The sequence below is a fragment of the Lacisediminimonas sp. genome (assembly GCF_030645335.1).
In the GTDB taxonomy this organism is placed as follows: domain Bacteria; phylum Pseudomonadota; class Gammaproteobacteria; order Burkholderiales; family Burkholderiaceae_D; genus Lacisediminimonas.
Genome location: NZ_JAUSNH010000102.1, coordinates 23,651 through 42,040 on the forward strand (window position 1 = coordinate 23,651; position 18,390 = coordinate 42,040).

Consider the following 18,390-nt stretch of genomic DNA (forward strand, 5'->3'; position numbering starts at 1 on the left):
GACCCGTCTTACTCTTCAGGTCAGCGCATGTTGCCGGCCTGACACCGCCCCAATTCAGCCAGGAGATTTCATGCTTCGTTCGGAAACACTTTTTGGTAAGCGCGAGCCCGCTCCCGCCAATCCGCCCCTCGCCAACGCCACCCACACCAGCACGGCCAACGCCAGCGTCAAATCGTCGCTTGCCTCCGGCGTCAATGCCAGCCAACCCAGCGGGAAAGAACCGATGAACAATGCCGCGAGCACGAATGAAGTCGGAAGCAAACTGATTGTCGGCCCGAACATCAAGCTCAAGGGCGTCGAGATCACCGATTGCGACACCCTCGTGGTGGAGGGCAGGGTAGAGGCGACGATGGATTCGCGGGTGATCCAGATCGCTGAAAACGGCGCGTTCAAAGGCAATGCTGAAATCGACATTGCCGAGATTCGCGGCGAATTCGACGGCGAACTGACCGTGCGCCAGAAGCTGGTGATTTATGCGACCGGCAAAGTGTCGGGCAAGATCCGTTACGGCAAACTGGTGATCGAAGAAGGCGGCCAGATTACGGGCGATGTGCAAGTCAACAGCGGCGCATCGTCGGCCAGCAGCGCCACCACCGCCACTAGCGCCACCCAGCGTGCCCTGAACGCTGCCTGAGGCATTGGCAGTATTCCGTTCGTCGCCCGGTGCTCGCGCCGGGCGCTGCAGCGCCGCCTGGCCCGATAAACGGGCGGCGGCGTTTTTTTTGCTGCACCATGCGTGCGGCGCATGAACCCGTTGCAAACAGCAGATCGTAAACAGGTCCGGCCAAATCGCGGTGCCTGCCGGCATGCGACAATACGCACTTTGCCTGCCCACACCAATTGATATGACGCATCCGGAATACATCCTTACCCTTTCCTGCCTCGACCAGCGCGGCATCGTGCACCGGGTTTCCGGCCTGCTGGCCGACAGCGGCTGCAACATCATTGACTCCGCCCAATTCGGCGACGCCCAGTCGAAGCTGTTTTTCATGCGGGTGCATTTCGCTGCCGAGGACGGCGCGTTCTCCGAGGCCCAGTTGCGCGAGCGCTTTACGCAAGTGGGCGCCGGACTGCAGATGGACTGGGCGCTGCACGATGCGCGCGCCAAGCCGCGGCTGATGATCCTGGTATCGAAAATCGGCCACTGCCTGAACGACTTGCTGTTCCGTTACAAGAGCGGTTTGCTGCCGGTCGAGATCACGGCGATTGTTTCCAATCATCCGGATTTCTACCAGCTTGCCGCCAGCTACAACATTCCGTTCCATCACCTGCCCCTGGCCACCGGTGCCTCGATGCAGGCCAAGCGTGCGCAGGAACAGCGCATCATCGACATTGCCCAGGAAAACAAGGTCGACCTGCTGGTGCTGGCGCGCTACATGCAAATCCTGTCGCCTGAAATGTGCGATGCGCTCAAGGGCCGGGCGATCAATATCCATCACTCCTTCCTGCCCAGCTTCAAGGGCGCCAAGCCTTATTACCAGGCACACGACCGCGGCGTAAAGCTGATTGGCGCCACTGCGCATTTCGTCACCGGCGACCTGGATGAAGGCCCGATCATCGAGCAGGGCGTCGAACGGGTCGATCATGCAATGGGGCCCGACACCCTGACTGCAATTGGCCGCGATGTGGAGTGCGTGGTGCTGGCGCGCGCGGTGAAGTGGTTTGTCGAGCACCGGATATTGCTCAACGGTCACAAGACCGTCATTTTCAACTAGTCCCTGTCCGGCCCGGCCGCTCCCGGCCGGCGCGCATGCCCCGTCAGCGGGCATGCGCATTGCCTGACAGTGTTTGCCACCGTGCCTGGCCGCTCCGGCCCTGTTTTGCGCTGTCCTTGCTCCTGCCCGCAGCCCCACCCCCACCCGCTTTTCCGCCATCCCCTGTTGCCTTGCATCTCCACATCCGTTGATTCACCCGTTGCCGCTGCGTGCACTCGCGTGACCAATCTCAACACATGCCACATGACCACAAGTAGAGTTTCAGGCAGTGGCAGCAAGCACAACATCGCCAGCCTGGCGCAAGCGCCTGTGGAATTTTCCGCAGGTGCACAGTGGATCAACATTCGGGTGAGCTCATGGATCGGATCAGGAAACAGAGGTTATTGAAATGGAGCGTAATGCTGCTGGCGCCAGTAATGAGCGCCTGCATCAGTTCGCCAGGGATGCCGAAAATGTCGTCCGGCTACAGCAGCAGCGCGGACAATGCCGGCGCCGGGACCGACGCCGCGGTGCCGACCCTGATCAAGCAGATCACGCCAACGCTGGTCAAGTCGGAACGATCGCGGCGTGACCAGCAGCGTTCGCAAGACTTGAGTTCGCTGCTCGGCAAGCCGGGGGCCTATTCGATCGAACCGGGCGACATACTTTCCATCGTCGTCTGGGATCATCCCGAACTCAACGTTGGCGCAGCAATCGTACCGGCCGGCGCCGGTGCGGACCAGGCACCGGGCGCAACACCGGTGGCCGGCTTCATTGTCGACCATCAGGGCGCGATCCAGTTTCCGTATGCCGGCGTGATCAAGGTCAGCGGCATGACGCAGGAGCAGGCGCGCCACCTGCTGGCCGAGCGGCTGTCGAAATACATCCGCAATCCGAACGTGACCCTGCGCGTGCAGTCCTATCGCAGCAAGCGGGTGTATGTGGACGGCGAAGTCAAGGCGCCCGGCTTGCAGGCGATCAACGACATTCCGATGACGCTGATGGAGGCGATCAACCGTTCCGGCGGCTTTCTCCCGGCGGCAGACCAGAGCCAGATCCACCTGACGCGGGGCGGTGAAACCTTCCACATCAATTTGCCGCAGCTGGTGCAAAAAGGCATGAACCCGAACAACATCATGCTGGCCAATGGCGACGTGGTGCGCGTCGTCTCGCGCGACTCCAGCAAGGTATTTGTTTCCGGCGAAGTGATCCAGCCGCGGGCGCTGCCAATGATCAACGGCCGCCTGACGCTCAACGAAGCGCTCGGCGAGTCGGGCGGCATCAACCCGCTTTCGGGCGACGCCAAGCAGATCTACGTGGTGCGCAAGTCGGCCACCGAACCCGTGGTCTACCAGCTCAATGCGGAGGAAAACGGTGCGTTGGCGCTGGCTGAAAGTTTCGAGCTTGAGCCCAAGGACATCGTGTATGTCGCGGCCACCGCGCTGACCAACTGGCACCGCACCATCAGCCAGATATTGCCAGGCGCACTGTCGGCTGCCGTGGGCGCCGCCAAACCGCCTACCGGGTATTGATGTGATCGGCAACGTGCTGTTCGTTTGCATCGGCAACATTTGCCGCAGTCCGATGGCGGAGGGCCTTTTTGCACGGGCCCTGCCGGGCCGGATGGTGTGCTCGGCAGGCTTGCATGCGCTGGTGGGCGAAGCCGCCGATGCCTGTGCCATTGACCTGATGCGGCAGCGGGGCATCGACATTGGCGGACACCGAGCGCAGCAACTGGCCAGCTGGATGGTGCGCGAAGCAGACCTGATCGTGACCATGGACGGCGAGCAAAAGCGGTATATCGAGAGCACCTGGGTGGCAGCGCAAGGCAAGGTGCGGCGCCTGCGCGAAGCGGCGCCGGCGCGCCCTGCAAGCGGCAGCGACATTGCCGGCAGCACAGGCGGCACGCGGGATACCGGCATCGACATACCAGATCCCTATCGTCAGGGGCGACCGGCGTTCGTCCATGCTTGCGGATTGATCGAGGACGGCATCGACGAACTGGTCGGCTGGATTGCGGCCCGCGAAGCCGCTTCAATCGCCGTACCGGCCAGCAGCCGGGAATCGCCAGCCCGTCACGCGCTGCGGCCATGACAGGCATTGAGTTTCACCCTGCGGCAGCGGACCAGGCCAAGCGCCGTTGCATCTTCACCAATCAGCCAGGCAGATAAAATCATGATGAATCAAATTGTTCCGCACAATGCGCCGATCTACCTGCAAGCGCCAGTCCAGCAACCGATCCTGGCTGATGACCATGAGGTCGAGCTGTCGAGCTACCTGAACCTGCTGTACGACAATCGCTGGCTGATTGCCACGGTGACGCTGGTGGTCGGGCTGCTGGGCGCGATCTATGCCTTCACGGCGCGGCCGGTGTACCAGTCCAACATGATGATCCACGTCGAGGAGCAGACGCAGCGCGAGGCGAAGAATATCCTTGGCGAAATGGGCTCGCTGTTTGACGTCAAGCAGGCGGCCACCGCCGAAATGGAGCTGGTCAAGTCGCGGCTGGTGGTGTCGCAGGCAATCGACAACCTGAAGCTGTACCTGGAAGCGGGGCCGAAATATTTTCCCGGCATCGGCAAGTGGATTGCCGGACAAAACCAGCAGAGCCTGACGCCGCCTGCACTGGCGCGCTGGGGCGGTTATGCATGGGGCGCGGAAAAAATCGATGTCACCGCATTCAATGTGCCCGATGCGCTGCTGAACCGCGAGTTCGTGCTGCACGCCGAGGGCGGCGGACAATTCAGCGTGAGCGAGACGGAAAGCGGCATCAGCTTCCCCGGCACGGCCGGCAAGCCCTCCACCATCGAGACGGCAATGGGCCCGGTCGAGATCCATGTTGCTGCGCTCAATGCCAATCCAGGCGCGGATTTCATCCTGCGCCGCAGCTCACGGCTGGCCGCGATCCAGACCGTACAGAACAACCTGACCGTGGCCGAACAGGGCAAGCAGTCGGGCGTCATCGACGTCACGCTCAAGGGCAGCGATCCGCAATGGGTGTATGGCGTGCTGAGCGCCATTACCAATGAATATGTACGCCAGAACGGCAGCCGCAAGACGGAAGAGGCAGACAAGTCGCTGTCCTATATCAACAAGCAGATGCCGGAACTGAAGACGCAGCTGGAGCAGGCAGAGGCGCGCTACAACAGCTTCCGCAACCAGAACGGCACGGTCGACCTGGGCGAAGAGGCGCGACTGTCGCTACAACAGTCCTCGGCCGCCAAGGGCAAGCGGCTGGAGCTTGAGCAAAAGCGCACCGAGCTGCTGGCCAAATACACCAGCGCCCATCCGGTCGTGCAGGGCGTGGATGCCCAGATCCGCGAGATCAACGGCGAAATCCGCAGCATGAATGATTTCATCAAGAAGCTGCCCGCAATCGAGCAGGAAGCGGTTCGCCTGCAGCGCGACGTCAAGGTCAACACCGACCTGTACACAGCCTTGCTCAACACCGCCCAGCAACTCAAGCTGATCACGGTCGGCAAGATGAGCAATGTGCGGCTGGTCGATGCGCCGATGCTGCCCGAAAAGCCGGTATCGCCGAACCGCCCGAAAGTCATTGCCATTGCGCTGTTCCTCGGACTGTTCCTGGGCATCGTGGTGGCATTCATCAAGAAGGCGCTGCATGCCGGTATCGACGACCCGATCGAAATCGAGAAAATGCTGGGCGTGCCGGTCTACGCGTCCATACCGCACAGCAAAATGCAGAAGGAACTGTTCGACCAGGTCAGTCGCAAATCGCCCAAGCTGCCGCTGCTGGCCAAGATATCGTCGATGGATGTGGCGGTCGAAGCCTTGCGCAATTTCCGAACCGCCTTGCAGTTCTCCATGACGCATTCGAAAAACAATATCGTGATGATGACCGGGCCCACCGCCGGCATGGGCAAGTCCTTCGTGTCGGCCAATATGGCGGCGGTGATGGCCTCATCCGGCAAGCGCGTTCTGCTGGTCGATGCCGACTTCCGCAATGGTCATTTGCACCGCTACTTCGACCTCGGACGGCAGGACGGACTGGCCGATGCGATTGCCGGTACGCGCCGCCTGGAGCAGGTGATCCATCGCAGCGTGATCGACAATGTCGACTTCATTGCCACCGGTGCGTTGCCATCCAACCCCTCCGAACTGCTGATGCGGCCAAGCCTGGGCACGCTGCTGGAAAAACTGTCCGGCATGTATGACGTGGTGTTAATTGACTGCACGCCGATCCTGGCTGTTTCCGATACCCTGATCGTCGGCCAGCATGCCGGCGCCATTTACATACTGACCCGCGCCGGCATTACCACTGCAGGCGAAATCGCCGAATCCTTAAAGCGCCTGTCGCAGGCGGGCCTGTCGGCAAAAGGGGTGTTGTTCAACGATATCAACGTGCGTCCGGGGCGCTACGGCTACGGATACAAATACGGCAAATATCGCCAGGTGCAGTATTCATTCGGCTCGCAGCAGCCATTGATTGAAGCGTCGCCCGACGTGCGCTGACAAGCCTGCGCTGGTCAAGCCCTGCGTTCATGGTCCTGCCTTGATGAGTGCCCCGGTATTGCCGGGGCATTTTTGTCTCACGATCGCACGCACGGGCCGTCCATTGTGTGGCGTCAAGCGCCGCCGCCGAGCGGGAATCAATAATTACAAGATAAAGACTCCTGGGGAAATGCATGAAGCGCTGGACGCCGCCTGCTGTGCACCGCCACCAATCTGGCGGCGTGACGGCAGAGCCTGAACGAATGGCGTGGCATTGCTGCAGTGAGCTGGTCACCGTGACTTGTCATGAAAAGTGCATCCCCGAATTCGTCGAACACGATATCGCCGAGTTATACGGCAGCCTGTATTCATCGATTCCGATGTTGCGCGCCTACGATTCGCTGCGCGAGCCAGTCAATACCTGCGTGATGCATCACAACGGCAGGCTCGTCGCCATTTTCCTGGTACGGGTCCGCGCCGGCATATTGAACGTCATCAACGAGGGCATGCCCTTGAGCGACGAGCAGGTGCATCTGTTCAGCGACTATGCCTTCGCCCGCCATCCGGATGTCGGCGTCATCCGCTTCCATAGCGTGCACCTGGAAAACAGTATTGCAATCGCGCGGCCTCACCAGCGCTATCGCTGCAGCGAAAACATCGTGATCTCGCTGCCCGCCAGCGTGCCGGCGTATCACGCCAGCCTGGGCAAGAATACGCGCCGCAACTTGAAGCGCTATGGTGAGCGGCTGGTGCGCGATTTCCCGAGTTACCAATATGAAGTGCTGGATGGCAGCGAGGTCGACGAGCAAGACGTGAGGGCGATCATCAGCTTGAACATCGCGCGCATGGCAAGCAAGAGCAAGGTATCGGCGTATGACCATGCAGAAACCGAGCGCCTGGTCGGACTGGTCCGACGATGCGGACTGGTCGGCATTGCCCGCATCAGCGGGCGCGTGTGCGCAGGCGCGCTGAGCTTTCGCAGCGGCGACAATTTCACGCTGTCGGTACTGGCCCATGACATGGCCTATAACGACTATTCGCTGGGCATCTTGTGCGCGTACCACATCATTTGCGATTGCATCGATCGCGGCGCCAGCGAATTCCACTTCCTGTGGGGGCGCTATGACTACAAATTCCAGTTGCTGGGGAAAGAGCGTCCGCTGGAAAACCTGTCGATCTATCGGTCCGGATTCAAGCTCATCTCCCACGCTGACCTGTTCGTGCGCAACCAGATCGATGCCTTGGGCAATCGCATCGCAGAGCGCCTGCATGCGATCGGCAAGCAAAGGTCCGCGCCCGCCAGGTTGGCGCTGCGGGTACTGAGCTCACTGCGCTCGGCCAAGCGCGCCATCAATGGCCAGGCACGATGAGCCAGGCAGTTGATGGCTGGGCCGCATAAGCGCATTTTGTTGCGCAGACGCAGTAATCGTCCTGCACAGCGGAATATATTGGCATTGCTGTAGCTGCATGACCTGTCGCCCGCCTGAGGAAAAAAATAGCCATGTTCATCGATACGCGCCGCCTCGAAAACGGAACCCATGTGACTGCCGCCGTGTGTATCGTCGGGGGGGGCGTCGCCGGCATTACGCTGGCCAGGGAACTCAATCGGGAGGGGATTGATACGGTACTGCTGGAAAGCGGCGGATTCGAGCCCGATGCCGCCACCCGCGACCTGTATCGCGGCGAGGCCGTCGGCATTCCCTACACATTCGCAGATGGATGCCGCGGCCGCTTCTTCGGCGGCAGCAGCAATTGCTGGGGTGGCTGGTGCCGGCCGCTTGATCCCTGGGATTTCGAGAAGCGCGAATGGATACCCAACAGCGGCTGGCCGTTCGGGCTCGACCTGCTGCGCCCCTACTATGAGCGCACCCATGCGCTGCTCAAGCTCGGTCCGCCCAACTTTGAGCCGGCATGGTGGGAGGGCGCGATCAACCGTTCCGACGTGCGCCGTTTTCCGCTGGTAACCGGCATGGTGCGAGACACCATCTCGCAATTCAGCCCGCCGGCGCGATTTGGCAAGCTGTATCGGGACGAACTGCGGCGCTCGCGCCATGTGCGGGTCTACCTGCATGCCAATGCGCTGAACATTGCAACAGAATCCAGCGCCCGGCACGTCACCCATATCGACGTTGCCACGCTGGCCGGACCCAGGCTGACAGTGTCGGCCAAGCTGTATGTGCTGGCCACGGGCGGCATTGAGAATGCGCGCCTGCTGCTGGCATCCAACCGGGTGCAGAAAGATGGCCTGGGCAATGACAATGACCTGGTCGGGCGGTATTTCATGGACCATCCGCGACTGCAATCGGGCTCCGTGCATTTCAGTCGTAATTGGTCGCGCAACAAACTGTACGACATCAAGTATCACTACATGAACAGCGCCGTGGCGTCCGGCGGCACGCATATCGCATCGCAGTTGGCCCTCTGCGCAGACGTGCTGCAGCGTGAGCGCCTGCTCAATGCACGGGTCTGGTTTTCTTCCATCTTCCCCGGCGAAGGCAGCGCCGGCGCGCAGGCGCTGTTTCGCTGCAAGCAGGCATTGCTGGCGAAGGAGCAGGCCGGCTGGCGGCTGCGCGATGACCTGATGACCATGGCTGCGCACCCGATCGATACGGTCGGCTACGGATTCACCCGATTGTTCCAGCCGCGTTCGCTGATCCGCGGCGTGCGCTTCCAGATCATCGTCGAGCCACTGCCCGATCGCGACAGCCGGATCACGCTGTCGCCCACGCAAACCGACAGCCTGGGCATGCGCCGTGTGTGCGTGGACTGGCGGCTCGGACAGCAGGTGCGGCATACGTTCGATCGCACCTTGGCCATCGTCGCCGATGAGTTGCGGCGCAGCGGCGTCGCCGCCGTCGAGCTCGATGAACCGATCGAGGGCGGTGCATGGCCGTCGAGCTTCGAAAAGGAAGGCACCTGGCATCACATGGGCACTACGCGCATGCACGAGTCGCCCCTGCAAGGTGTGGTGGACGCCGACTGCAAGGTACATGGCGTGGAGAATCTTTATATCGCCGGCAGTTCGGTGTTTCCTACCGCCGGCGCCAACTTCCCCACCATCACGATTGCAGCACTGGCATTGCGGCTGAGTGAACACATGATGCACAAGCTTGCTCTTGCCAGTGATTCATCGACCAAAATTTCAGGCGCCGATACCAGCGACGACGGCTTGCTGGTCGCCGCCAAAACGGTATTTGGCATGCCCGCACAGGGCGGCCGGGCGCTGCGATGACAGCATGACGGCACTGGGCTGATCCCGGGCTGGGCGACCCGACGCAGCCAAAATTGAGCAGGTGAAAAAGACGGGACCGGCGAATTGCCGGTCCCGTCTTTTTTTGTCCTGACAACTTGCTTGCTGTTGCGGCATGTCATCCCGGCATGTCATCGCGACACATCCCGTTTCTTCAAATATTGCATCCCCGGAAATTCCGGCTGCATGCCTGAATGAATTGTTTTTCCTCATGGAACTATTTCGCTGCGGCAATGCTCATAGGGATGACCTTGCACAGGGTTGACCACTATCAACACAGCGTATTTCCAGAGAGGAACAGATGTTCAATCAGACCCAAAAGTTGCCAGCACTGCGCGCCGTATCCTGCGCGGCCATGACCATGATCCTGCTCGCCTCCTGCGGCGGTGGTGGAAGCGAGACCGGCAGCGATGTGGCGGCGTCGGCATTGGCCTCCGAGAGCAACATCGAGACCAAGAAAAAATCAACAACAACCACCACGCCGCCAGCGGATACAACGACGCCGCCAGCGGACACCACCACGCCACCAGCGGACACCACCACGCCGCCAGCAACGACCACGCCACCACCCGTCACCACGACGCCAGTGGTCAGTGATCCGGCTCCGTATGGACAGACTGCCACTGCCTATACCTTGTCGTTTGCAGACGAGTTCACCAGTGGCCTGAACAGCAACTTGTGGAATGATCACATCTGGTACGAGTCATCCAATGCAACCAAGAACTACACCGTGGAAAATGGCGCGCTGAAGATCTGGCCACAACGCGATGCCAGCGGCAACTTCTTCAACCGCACCATCGACACCGATGGCAAGTATTACCAGACCTACGGCTACTTTGAGATCGAAGCCAAGCTGCCGATCGGCAAGGGCACCTGGCCTGCATTCTGGCTGTTCAACCACATCGATTCGCGGCGTCCGGAAATCGACATCATGGAAGCATATGCCGGTGGCGGCCCGAACAGCGGCTGGTCTGACGCCAACCTGCATCCGACTGCCTATGGCGCGACGATCTGGCTGGACGCGTCGGTCAACGGCGGCTACAAAATGATCCAGACACCGGATTTGTCGGCCGGCTTTCACAAGTACGGACTGAAGTGGGAAGCCAACAAGCAGACCTTCTATTTCGACGGCAAGGAAGTCTTTTCTGCCAACGTGACCATGGGCGACCCGATGTACCTGATGCTCGACCTCTGGTACGGCAGCGCCAGCGGACAGCCTGACAGCACCACGCCGACTGGCAAGACCAATTCGTATGAGGTCAATTACGTTCGTGCCTGGAAGTTCAAGTAAGCCAGTGGTCGTGCGTAGTCAGTAGATCGCGTTGCGACTGGGTGTTGATGCTGGCCGCAACGCTTGGCTTGTACAAAGAAAGGCGGCGCCGCGTGCGCCGCTTTTCCATGGCGCATAGGACTCGTACCGTTGCTTGCCATTCGCTCATCGTCAGTGCGGTCGGAAGCCGGATATTGTCCCCGGCTGTATTGCCTGGGCCTTAAACATATTTGGAAAAATTTCGGGGGTCGAAGCAGTATTTCGCGGTACGTCAACAACGGTTGCCCCGGCTTTCATCCGGGGCGTGTTGGCGGAGATCAAGGCGGTCTTGCACAAGCCTGCCTTCACACGAAAGGAGGTGAAAGTTCCGGAAACCCACTCGTTGTGATGTTTGAAAACTACTCCCTGACTTTTGGATTCGGGAAGCGATGCGGCTCCCGAATCCGTTTTTTTGTTCTGCCAGCATGAAACAGGTGCATTCAATTTCTGCTGTCCAGATTTTCAGCCTAGATTTTCTGGACGAAGTATGGATATGAGAAGCCAGGCCATGCTGTGCTGTTGCATGTCAGCGACATTGCACGCCTGAATTGCTTGCCGCTGGCATGGCTTTCTGGCAGACAGCGAAAAAAATCCCGTTTTTTTTGCCCTGGCACCACCGGTGACTCGCAGTCCTTGTCCTTGCGGCAGCTACGATTCGCAAGCCATTGAAACCCAAGGGAAAAATTCCTTGCTTGTGGTCAATTGAGCAGCGCAAACACCATTTTCCTTGCGACAAGATTCGATGTCGCAACGGCAATCTCTTTCTGTGGCCCCTCTTTTCCGGCCGGAACTAATGCTGGCGGGAATGCCTCAGAGCAGCACCTTTACATGAATTGACGCTGATCAATTCTGTAACAACACAGAGAAAGAGAGAACACATGACAAATGCATCCAACACCCTCCGCATCCTTCGCGCCGCCAGTGCTGCTGCCGCTGCCACCGTTATTCTCGCTGCCTGTGGCGGTGGTGGCGGTGAGGCTGGCGCGCCGGGTTCCGAAGGCGCCTACGCCAGTACCTCAGGCATGGCCAGTGGAAGCACGGCCAGTGACGGCCCGGCCGGCCAGGACGCAGCAAGCTACTCGCTGACTTTCAACGATGACTTCGATGGATTCAACGCCAGCGTATGGAATGACAAGATATGGTACGAGGCAGCGCCCGGCACCAAGAACTATGAGGTGGAAGACGGCAAGCTGAAGATATGGCCAGAGCGTGATGCCAGCGGCAATTTCTTCAACCGCACCATCGATACCGACGGCAAGTACTACCAGACTTATGGCTACTTCGAAGTCGAAGCCAAGCTGCCGGTCGGCAAAGGTACCTGGCCCGCATTCTGGCTGTTCAATCACATCGACAATCGACGTCCCGAGATTGACGTCATGGAAGCCTATGCCGGCGGTGGCCCGGACAGTGGCTGGTCGGACGGCAACCTGCATCCGACTGCCTATGGCGCAACGATCTGGCTGGACCAGAGCGTGAACGGCGGCTTCAAGATGGTACAGACGCCGGATTTGTCGGCCGGATTCCACAAGTACGGACTGAAGTGGGAAGCCAACAAGCAGACCTTCTACTTTGACGGCAAGGAAGTGTTCTCGGCGGATGTCTCGATGGGCGATCCGATGTACCTGATGCTCGACCTCTGGTACGGCAGCGCCAGCGGCCAGCCTGACGGCACAACGCCAACCGGCAAGGGAAATTCCTACGAAGTGAATTACGTGCGGGCCTGGCAGTTCAAGTAATGCGCTAAGGCCGTCATGCAGCAAGCCGCGCTCGCGCGGGATCCGAAGGCCAGCGATTTTTCGCTGGCCTTCTTGCGTGCCGCTGCTGCAATGGTCATGGCCGGTACCCAGGCGCGGCAACGAGCATCACGTTCAGAGCAGGGCGGTGCGGAAGCGCAGCGAACCCACCAGCCGCCAGAAAACCGCTGCCGGCGGTATCAGTGCCGAGGTGACCACCATTTCTGCGATATGCGAAGGCGTGCGGACCGTGTCTTTCAGCCGCGCCAGGCAAATGCGGGCCGATAGCGACAGCCAGGTCAGGCCGGCAATCGCCGCGACACCGGCACTGCCGGCAAGCAGCGCGCCGCCGCCGACCAGCATGCTCAGTACGATCAGGTAATAGTCCCAGCGCGACTGGCCACGGATCTTTTGGCGGTAAAGCGCCGGATGCTTCTTGTAGAGCAGCGCATCGGACAGGATTTTCTTTTGCTGCTGCACGCTGATTCCCCAACTCGCGGCACGGATCGGGTGCACCACCACCGCCGCCGGCGCATGCACAATGCGGCCGTCCCGGGCGAGCAGCCGGAAATACAGGTCGGCGTCTTCGCCCCATGCGTGGCGGAAGCGCTCGTCGAACCCGCCGACTTCTTCCAGCACGTAGCGCGGACAAAAACAATTGGCAGTGGCGAACTCGGCCGTCTCCCGTCCCTTGGCGTCGCGCTGGTAGTCGGTTGGCGTGCCTTCCAGCGGCATCACGATGCGGCCCCGGACTGCCAGCACATTGTCATCGAATGCGCGCATGCCGGCCAGTAGCCAGTCCGGCTGCGGAATCGCGTCGTCATCGGTGAAGGCAATGATGCTGCCGCGCGCCGCCTTCCAGCCGCAATTGCGCGCCGCCGCCGGTCCGTGCGGGCCGGGATTGGCAATGTAATGGATGCGCGGCCCGACAGTGCGCAGGCGCGCCGACCAGTTCGCCACTACCTCCCGGGTTGCCACGCAGGGCCGATCGTCCACCACAATGATTTCATAGCGGGACGGCGGGAAGTGCTGCGCGCCGAGCGCTGCCAGGCATCGATCGAGCAACTGCGGCCGGGCGCAGGTAGGCACCACGACCGTGACCGGAATCATCGCCTCGGCGGCAAGCACGCTGTCCCCGGTCTCCATCCGGCGCTGTGCGGCCGATGTCGCCGAACGCTGGTGTTTGCGCTCATGCGACTCCTGGTACTCGCGCAAGTCATGCAAATCACGCAAATCACGCAAATCACACAATTCATGGAAGGCGGACGGCCTGCCCAACTGCCGCAGGCGGCGCTGCCGTTCGATCGGAATGACTTGTCCCATAGGATTTGCTGCCGCTGTGTTGCCTGCGCGCGCTGGCGTCGAAGCCTGATGCCTGGCGCTGATACCGGACACCGGCATTTTCTGCGCCGATGCAAACGTACAGTCATGACAGACAGGCTGTAGCCGGCCGTGTTCCGGGTAATCGTGCCGCGCGTGCGGGAGATCAATCCGTGGCGGGACCGGTGCGTGGACGAAGCGCCGCGCCGGCCCGCCAGTGCGGTCCGCTGGTGTTTCTTGCAGGACCGCTCACTGTCTTTTGCGCCTGGCTTTATCTCCTGCGCTGCGATTCCCGCCGTTCTTCTGCGCAGCGTCGTCATCGGCAAGAAACTTTGGCTTGCCCGCGCGCTCAATATCACTGAGGTGTGGTGTGCACCCGGAGCCTGCATCATCAAAGGAGTTCATCATGGCAAGAGTCGAACAATCGATCGACGTCAACGTACCGCTGTCGGCCGCCTACAATCAATGGACCCAGTTCGAAGACTTTCCGCGCTTTATGGATGGCGTGCGGGAGGTGCGGCAACTCGACGACGCACACCTGCACTGGCGCGCGCAGCGCCACGGACGCGAAGTGGAGTGGGATTCCGAGATCACGCAACAGGTACCCGACCAGCGCATCGAATGGCGCGATGTCAGCCAGCCCCATCATAGTGGCAGCATCATCTTCCAGCCGCTGGGTAGCGACCGCGCGCGGGTCAGGATGACGATGGAGTTTGAACCGGCGGCCAGCGGACAGGGCTCGGACCCGCAGGAAATCGCCACCCGGGTCGGACAGGATCTGGAACGTTTCAAGCGACTGATCGAAGCTCGCGGGCACGAGTCGGGCGCCTGGCGCGGCGAGATACATCAATCGCGCAGCACGCCCGAATCGGCCTTGCACGAGCAAACAGAAGACGACCAGCGAACCATCGGCCAGACCGCCAGTGAGCGTCAGCAAGGCGGATCCGCCACTCACCCGTCGGGACGCTGGGAATCATGGACCGACGAGAGCGCCTTCGGCGGCACACCCGGCCGCCCGCCGGACGCCGCCGCATCGGCTTCCGGGCCGCGCCAGGCGCAGACGGAGCAGCCGGGCGGCATGGGCGCCGGTGCTGCCGGTGCATCTGCCGGCCTTGGCGGCGCACAGGCATGGCTGCGCAATCAGTTCCCGCGACTGGAAGAGCCGATCGGCATGATGCGCCGCATGTCCGAAGAAATGGACCAGTTGTTCGAGCGCTTCATCGGCCGCCCGATCGCGTCGCGTTTTGGGCAGGGGCAGGGCGGGGTGGCCGGCAAGTGGATGCCGCAAGTGGAAGTCGTGCAGCAAGACGACGCGCTGCTGGTCAGCGCCGATTTGCCCGGCATCAGGCGCGAGGACATCAGTATCGAGGTACTGCACGACCGGCTCACGATCGAGGGCGAACGGCGCGAACAGGTGGCGCAGCCGAAAACGGGCGAAGGCTACCGGCGCTCCGAGCGCTGTTACGGCCGTTTCTACCGGATGATTCCGCTGCCACACGGTGTCGACCCCGACCATGCCCGCGCCAGCTTGCAGGACGGCGTGCTGGAGGTGCGCATACCGATGCCGGCTGCTGCGCGCCAGCCACATCGGGTTGATATCGGCTAACGGTATTGAGCAGGTGCGCGCCTGGTCTTGCTTGTTCCGCTATGCGGCCGTGCCGATCACCGGCACAGGTTGCGGGGCGTGCGGGCAGGTCTTGATGGTTTGCCAATGCCGGAGGTCAGCATGAACAGGCAGTCGATCGGTGTCGCATGCCTGGCCGGCATGTTGCTGTTGGCCGGGTGTGACAGCAAGTCCCCTGAACGGCCGGGCAATCCGTTGCCGCCGCAAAAGCCGCCTGCGCCCAAGCTCGGTGGGGGAGCGCCGCAGCTGGCGCAGGGGATATCGCCAGGTGGGACCATCATCCATCGCCACACGCTGGCTGGCAACGGCAGCCAGTGCTAGCGTGCCCGTGTCAAGGGCCCGGATGCAAGAGCGCCGCCAGTGTCTGCACCAACGCGCCGCGCACCGCAACATCGGCGAGGGCATCGTGCCGCACTTCCAGCTCGATCCCGGCATAGCGCGGATCGGGAAAGCGCCCGCGCAGCGTCGTGATCAAGCCGTCATCCACGCCCAGGTAGGGATAATTCAGACGCACCGTCAGTGCCGGCATCCGCTGCGCCAGTGACTGTTGCCATGTCCGGCACGCGATCAACTCGGTGTGGCGCACCGGATCGAACAGCAGGCCGACCTCGGCCGTCCTTTGCCGGCCGTCGATTTCCCTGGCAAAGCTGTGACAGGACAAATGCAGCACATGCCGGCCGCCCCCGATGGCCGCTGCAATCGAGTGTTCGACCGCTGCCCGGTACGGGTGGTAATAGCGATCCAGGATATCGTCCTGGACCGCAGGGTCGAGTGCAGCCGTGATCGGCGAGAAGTGCCCGGGATGGCCGACCGAGCGGTTCAGGTCAACCAGCAAGCGGCTCACCACACAATAATGATGGTCGCCGCCCAGTGCCTCCGACATTTCGCGCGCCAGTCGCAGCGCCCCCTTGTCATAGCCCTGGTGGCTGTGCAGCAGTTGCCAATGCTCGCGAAACAGCGGGCGAAAGCGGGACGGCACGCGATTGCCGCCATGCTCGCAACTGACCACGACGAAGCGCTTCATCTGGCGCGCTCCGACGGCGCGAACATGCGCGCGCCATCCAGGCAATCGCACAGTTCGCGATACACCGACACCAGCCGGGCGTGGCTGGTGTCGCCGTCCAGCGCGCGCAGGATGCGGCGCGCCAGCGGGCCATGCTCCAGGATTGTCCGCAGGCTTTGCTGAGTGGCATCGCCGGACCGGTCGTGGCGATCGCATCGGGCCGCCAGCAAACGCAGCAGTTCACCGGCCGCGCATGCCGACACGTCGGCGCCCAGCAGCCACAGGTATTGTGCATTGTCGACCAGTGCCTGGTCGGCGTCTTGCACACAGGCGTCGAAGATTGCCGCCAGCGCGGCAGTCGGTATTGCCTGCTGCTCGGTCAGCGGTATGCCGCATTGGTACAAGCAGCGCACCATGCCGATCACGGCGCCGGCAATGGCCAGGTCGGCGTAGATGGTTTCCTGCGTATCGAGTACGCGAATTTCAATCGTGCTGCGGTCGAAGCGGGCAATTGCGCCGCGTGAATTGAGCCATTCCTGTTGCAGGATGCCTTGCGGATCGTGCGCCGCAATGTCGCGGTACATCGGAGCCAGTACCTGTCGCTCATAGTCGGCTCGGCTGCTGGCGTTGTCGGGAATGATGGCGCCGGCAATCGACGCAAATTCATCGGCGTTATGCGCATAGGCCTGCATCCGGTAGTCCAGTGCGCTCTGCCGCCGGCCGTCGGCAAGCGGCGAACTCGCGGCCAGCGCCGGCAACAGCGGCAGCACCAGGCGGACTGCCGCATGCAGGCGGGCAAATTCGTCGTCGCCGCGGAAAGGCAGGTTGACATGCAGGCTTTGCAGGTTGGCCCAGCCGTGCGAGCGACACTGGAAGATGCGGTCATAGGCAGCGTACAGATCGGCATTGTCATGCGGCCAGATGTGCATCTGGGTCCGCGGGTCCATCCACGGATGCATGGCGGTTGGCATCAGGCGTGCGCGAAAGTGCCCGAGCATGCGGTTCAGGTAGCGTATCTCGCGCTGGAATGCAGTTGGCAACTGCGCCAGCGGCGTGTGCGGGTCCAGGCTCTTGATCTCGATGACGTGCAGCGCCATTTCATTGGACCAGCCCAGTATGCCGCGCTGCAACTCGTTGACCTGCGTTCCGGCTTCAGTTTGCAATACGCGGTCGGCGATGGGCAGTGGGTCCAGCGTATCGATATCGACGATCATCAGTTCGATTTCGATTCCCTGGGCTGAAAACGCCGGCAGCGCGCGTGCCGCTGTCATGACCGGCTGCCTCTGGCGGCATCGATCCGGTCGCGGATCACCCCGAGCACCTGCCGGTACAGCCCGTCGTGCAACACGCCATCTTCGTTGCCGGCGTCCACATTCGGATTGTCATTGATCTCGATGATGGTGCAGCGCCCATCGCGTTCTTTCAGGTCCACGCCGTAAAAGCCGTCGCCAATCAGGTTGGCTGCCGCCAGCGCCAGCGCGATCACTGCGGCCGGCACTGTCTCCATGGCGACCGCTTCGGCCAGGCCTTCACTATAGCGGCTGTCGCCTTCGTGCTTGATGACTTGCCAGTGCCCGGGCGCCATGTGGTAGCGGCAGGCGAACAGCGGCTTGCGGTCCAGGATGCCGATGCGCCAGTCGAATGCGGTGGGCAGGTATTCTTGCGCCAGCAGCAAGGCGGACTTCTGGAACAGCACTGCGGCCATGTCGGCCAGCTGTCGTGGCGACTCGATCCTGAGCACGCCCATTGAAAATGCACTGTCTGGCTGCTTCAGGACCAGGGGCAGGCCCAGCGTCGGTATCGCCTGCTGCAGCCCGTCGCGCTGGAGCAGCAGGCTCCTGGGCACCGGCAGCCGATGGCGCCTCAGCAATTCATGCAGGAACACCTTGTTGCTGCAGCGGATGATGGAGTCCGGATCGTCGATCACCACCAGGCCGGCCAGGCCGGCGCGGCGCGCGATCCGGTAGGTATCGTCGTTGACCCTGGTGGTGTCGCGGATGAACAG

Annotated in this window: 15 protein-coding genes; 11 read left to right on the forward strand and 4 right to left on the reverse strand. The window is 61.7% G+C overall.

Annotated elements, in window-relative coordinates:
- Nucleotides 1-70 precede the first annotated feature (70 nt).
- The 9 genes from Q7T64_RS07105 (at nt 71) to Q7T64_RS07145 (ending at nt 12,441) form a co-directional block, all read left to right on the forward strand.
- Entirely contained in the window at nt 71-634 is a 564-nt protein-coding gene (locus tag Q7T64_RS07105) for a polymer-forming cytoskeletal protein (RefSeq protein WP_304793439.1), read from the forward strand.
- A 211-nt stretch (nt 635-845) separates the two neighbouring features.
- Nucleotides 846-1,715, forward strand: a complete 870-nt coding sequence (gene purU, locus Q7T64_RS07110) for a formyltetrahydrofolate deformylase (protein ID WP_304793442.1) — start codon at nt 846-848, stop codon at nt 1,713-1,715.
- 383 nt (nt 1,716-2,098) lie between these two features.
- Nucleotides 2,099-3,226, forward strand: a complete 1,128-nt coding sequence (locus Q7T64_RS07115; protein WP_304793445.1) for a polysaccharide biosynthesis/export family protein — start codon at nt 2,099-2,101, stop codon at nt 3,224-3,226.
- Between the two features lie 13 nt (nt 3,227-3,239).
- Nucleotides 3,240-3,788 (forward strand): low molecular weight protein-tyrosine-phosphatase, encoded by a 549-nt coding sequence (locus tag Q7T64_RS07120; protein WP_370653272.1) that lies wholly within the window; start codon nt 3,240-3,242, stop codon nt 3,786-3,788.
- Nucleotides 3,789-3,869: 81 nt separating this feature from the next.
- Nucleotides 3,870-6,167 (forward strand): polysaccharide biosynthesis tyrosine autokinase, encoded by a 2,298-nt coding sequence (locus tag Q7T64_RS07125; RefSeq protein WP_304793451.1) that lies wholly within the window; start codon nt 3,870-3,872, stop codon nt 6,165-6,167.
- Nucleotides 6,168-6,340: 173 nt separating this feature from the next.
- Nucleotides 6,341-7,516, forward strand: a complete 1,176-nt coding sequence (locus Q7T64_RS07130) for a GNAT family N-acetyltransferase (protein WP_304793454.1) — start codon at nt 6,341-6,343, stop codon at nt 7,514-7,516.
- 131 nt (nt 7,517-7,647) lie between these two features.
- A complete protein-coding gene (locus Q7T64_RS07135; protein ID WP_304793458.1) occupies nt 7,648-9,378 on the forward strand; it encodes an FAD-dependent oxidoreductase in 1,731 nt (576 codons plus the stop codon).
- Nucleotides 9,379-9,697: 319 nt separating this feature from the next.
- On the forward strand, nt 9,698-10,687 hold the full coding sequence (locus tag Q7T64_RS07140; RefSeq protein ID WP_304793461.1) for a glycoside hydrolase family 16 protein: 990 nt from the start codon (nt 9,698-9,700) through the stop codon (nt 10,685-10,687).
- A gap of 896 nt (nt 10,688-11,583) precedes the next feature.
- The gene (locus Q7T64_RS07145; RefSeq protein ID WP_304793465.1) at nt 11,584-12,441 is read left to right on the forward strand and encodes a glycoside hydrolase family 16 protein; all 858 of its coding nucleotides are present in this window, start codon (nt 11,584-11,586) and stop codon (nt 12,439-12,441) included.
- Between the two features lie 132 nt (nt 12,442-12,573).
- Here Q7T64_RS07145 and Q7T64_RS07150 read toward each other — a convergent pair whose 3' ends face one another.
- Nucleotides 12,574-13,548 carry a glycosyltransferase family 2 protein gene (locus Q7T64_RS07150; protein ID WP_304793480.1) on the reverse strand — a complete coding sequence of 325 codons (975 nt, stop codon included), beginning with the start codon at nt 13,546-13,548 and terminating at the stop codon, nt 12,574-12,576.
- Between the two features lie 616 nt (nt 13,549-14,164).
- Between Q7T64_RS07150 and Q7T64_RS07155 the strand changes: the two genes are divergently transcribed.
- The gene (locus Q7T64_RS07155) at nt 14,165-15,364 is read left to right on the forward strand and encodes an Hsp20 family protein (RefSeq protein WP_304793468.1); all 1,200 of its coding nucleotides are present in this window, start codon (nt 14,165-14,167) and stop codon (nt 15,362-15,364) included.
- Nucleotides 15,365-15,484: 120 nt separating this feature from the next.
- Nucleotides 15,485-15,703, forward strand: a complete 219-nt coding sequence (locus Q7T64_RS07160; RefSeq protein ID WP_304793471.1) for a hypothetical protein — start codon at nt 15,485-15,487, stop codon at nt 15,701-15,703.
- A 10-nt stretch (nt 15,704-15,713) separates the two neighbouring features.
- Here the strand turns inward: Q7T64_RS07160 and Q7T64_RS07165 are convergent, their stop codons facing one another.
- From Q7T64_RS07165 to Q7T64_RS07175, 3 genes are all read right to left on the reverse strand, one after another.
- Nucleotides 15,714-16,406, reverse strand: a complete 693-nt coding sequence (locus Q7T64_RS07165; RefSeq protein WP_304793474.1) for an N-formylglutamate amidohydrolase — start codon at nt 16,404-16,406, stop codon at nt 15,714-15,716.
- Nucleotides 16,403-17,656, reverse strand: a complete 1,254-nt coding sequence (locus Q7T64_RS07170) for a glutamate-cysteine ligase family protein (RefSeq protein ID WP_304793477.1) — start codon at nt 17,654-17,656, stop codon at nt 16,403-16,405. Before Q7T64_RS07170 ends, Q7T64_RS07165 begins: the two co-directional genes overlap by 4 nt.
- A partial coding sequence (locus tag Q7T64_RS07175) for a RimK family alpha-L-glutamate ligase (protein ID WP_370653271.1) occupies nt 17,653-18,390 on the reverse strand: 738 nt, incomplete at its 5' end. The genes Q7T64_RS07175 and Q7T64_RS07170, both read right to left, overlap by 4 nt.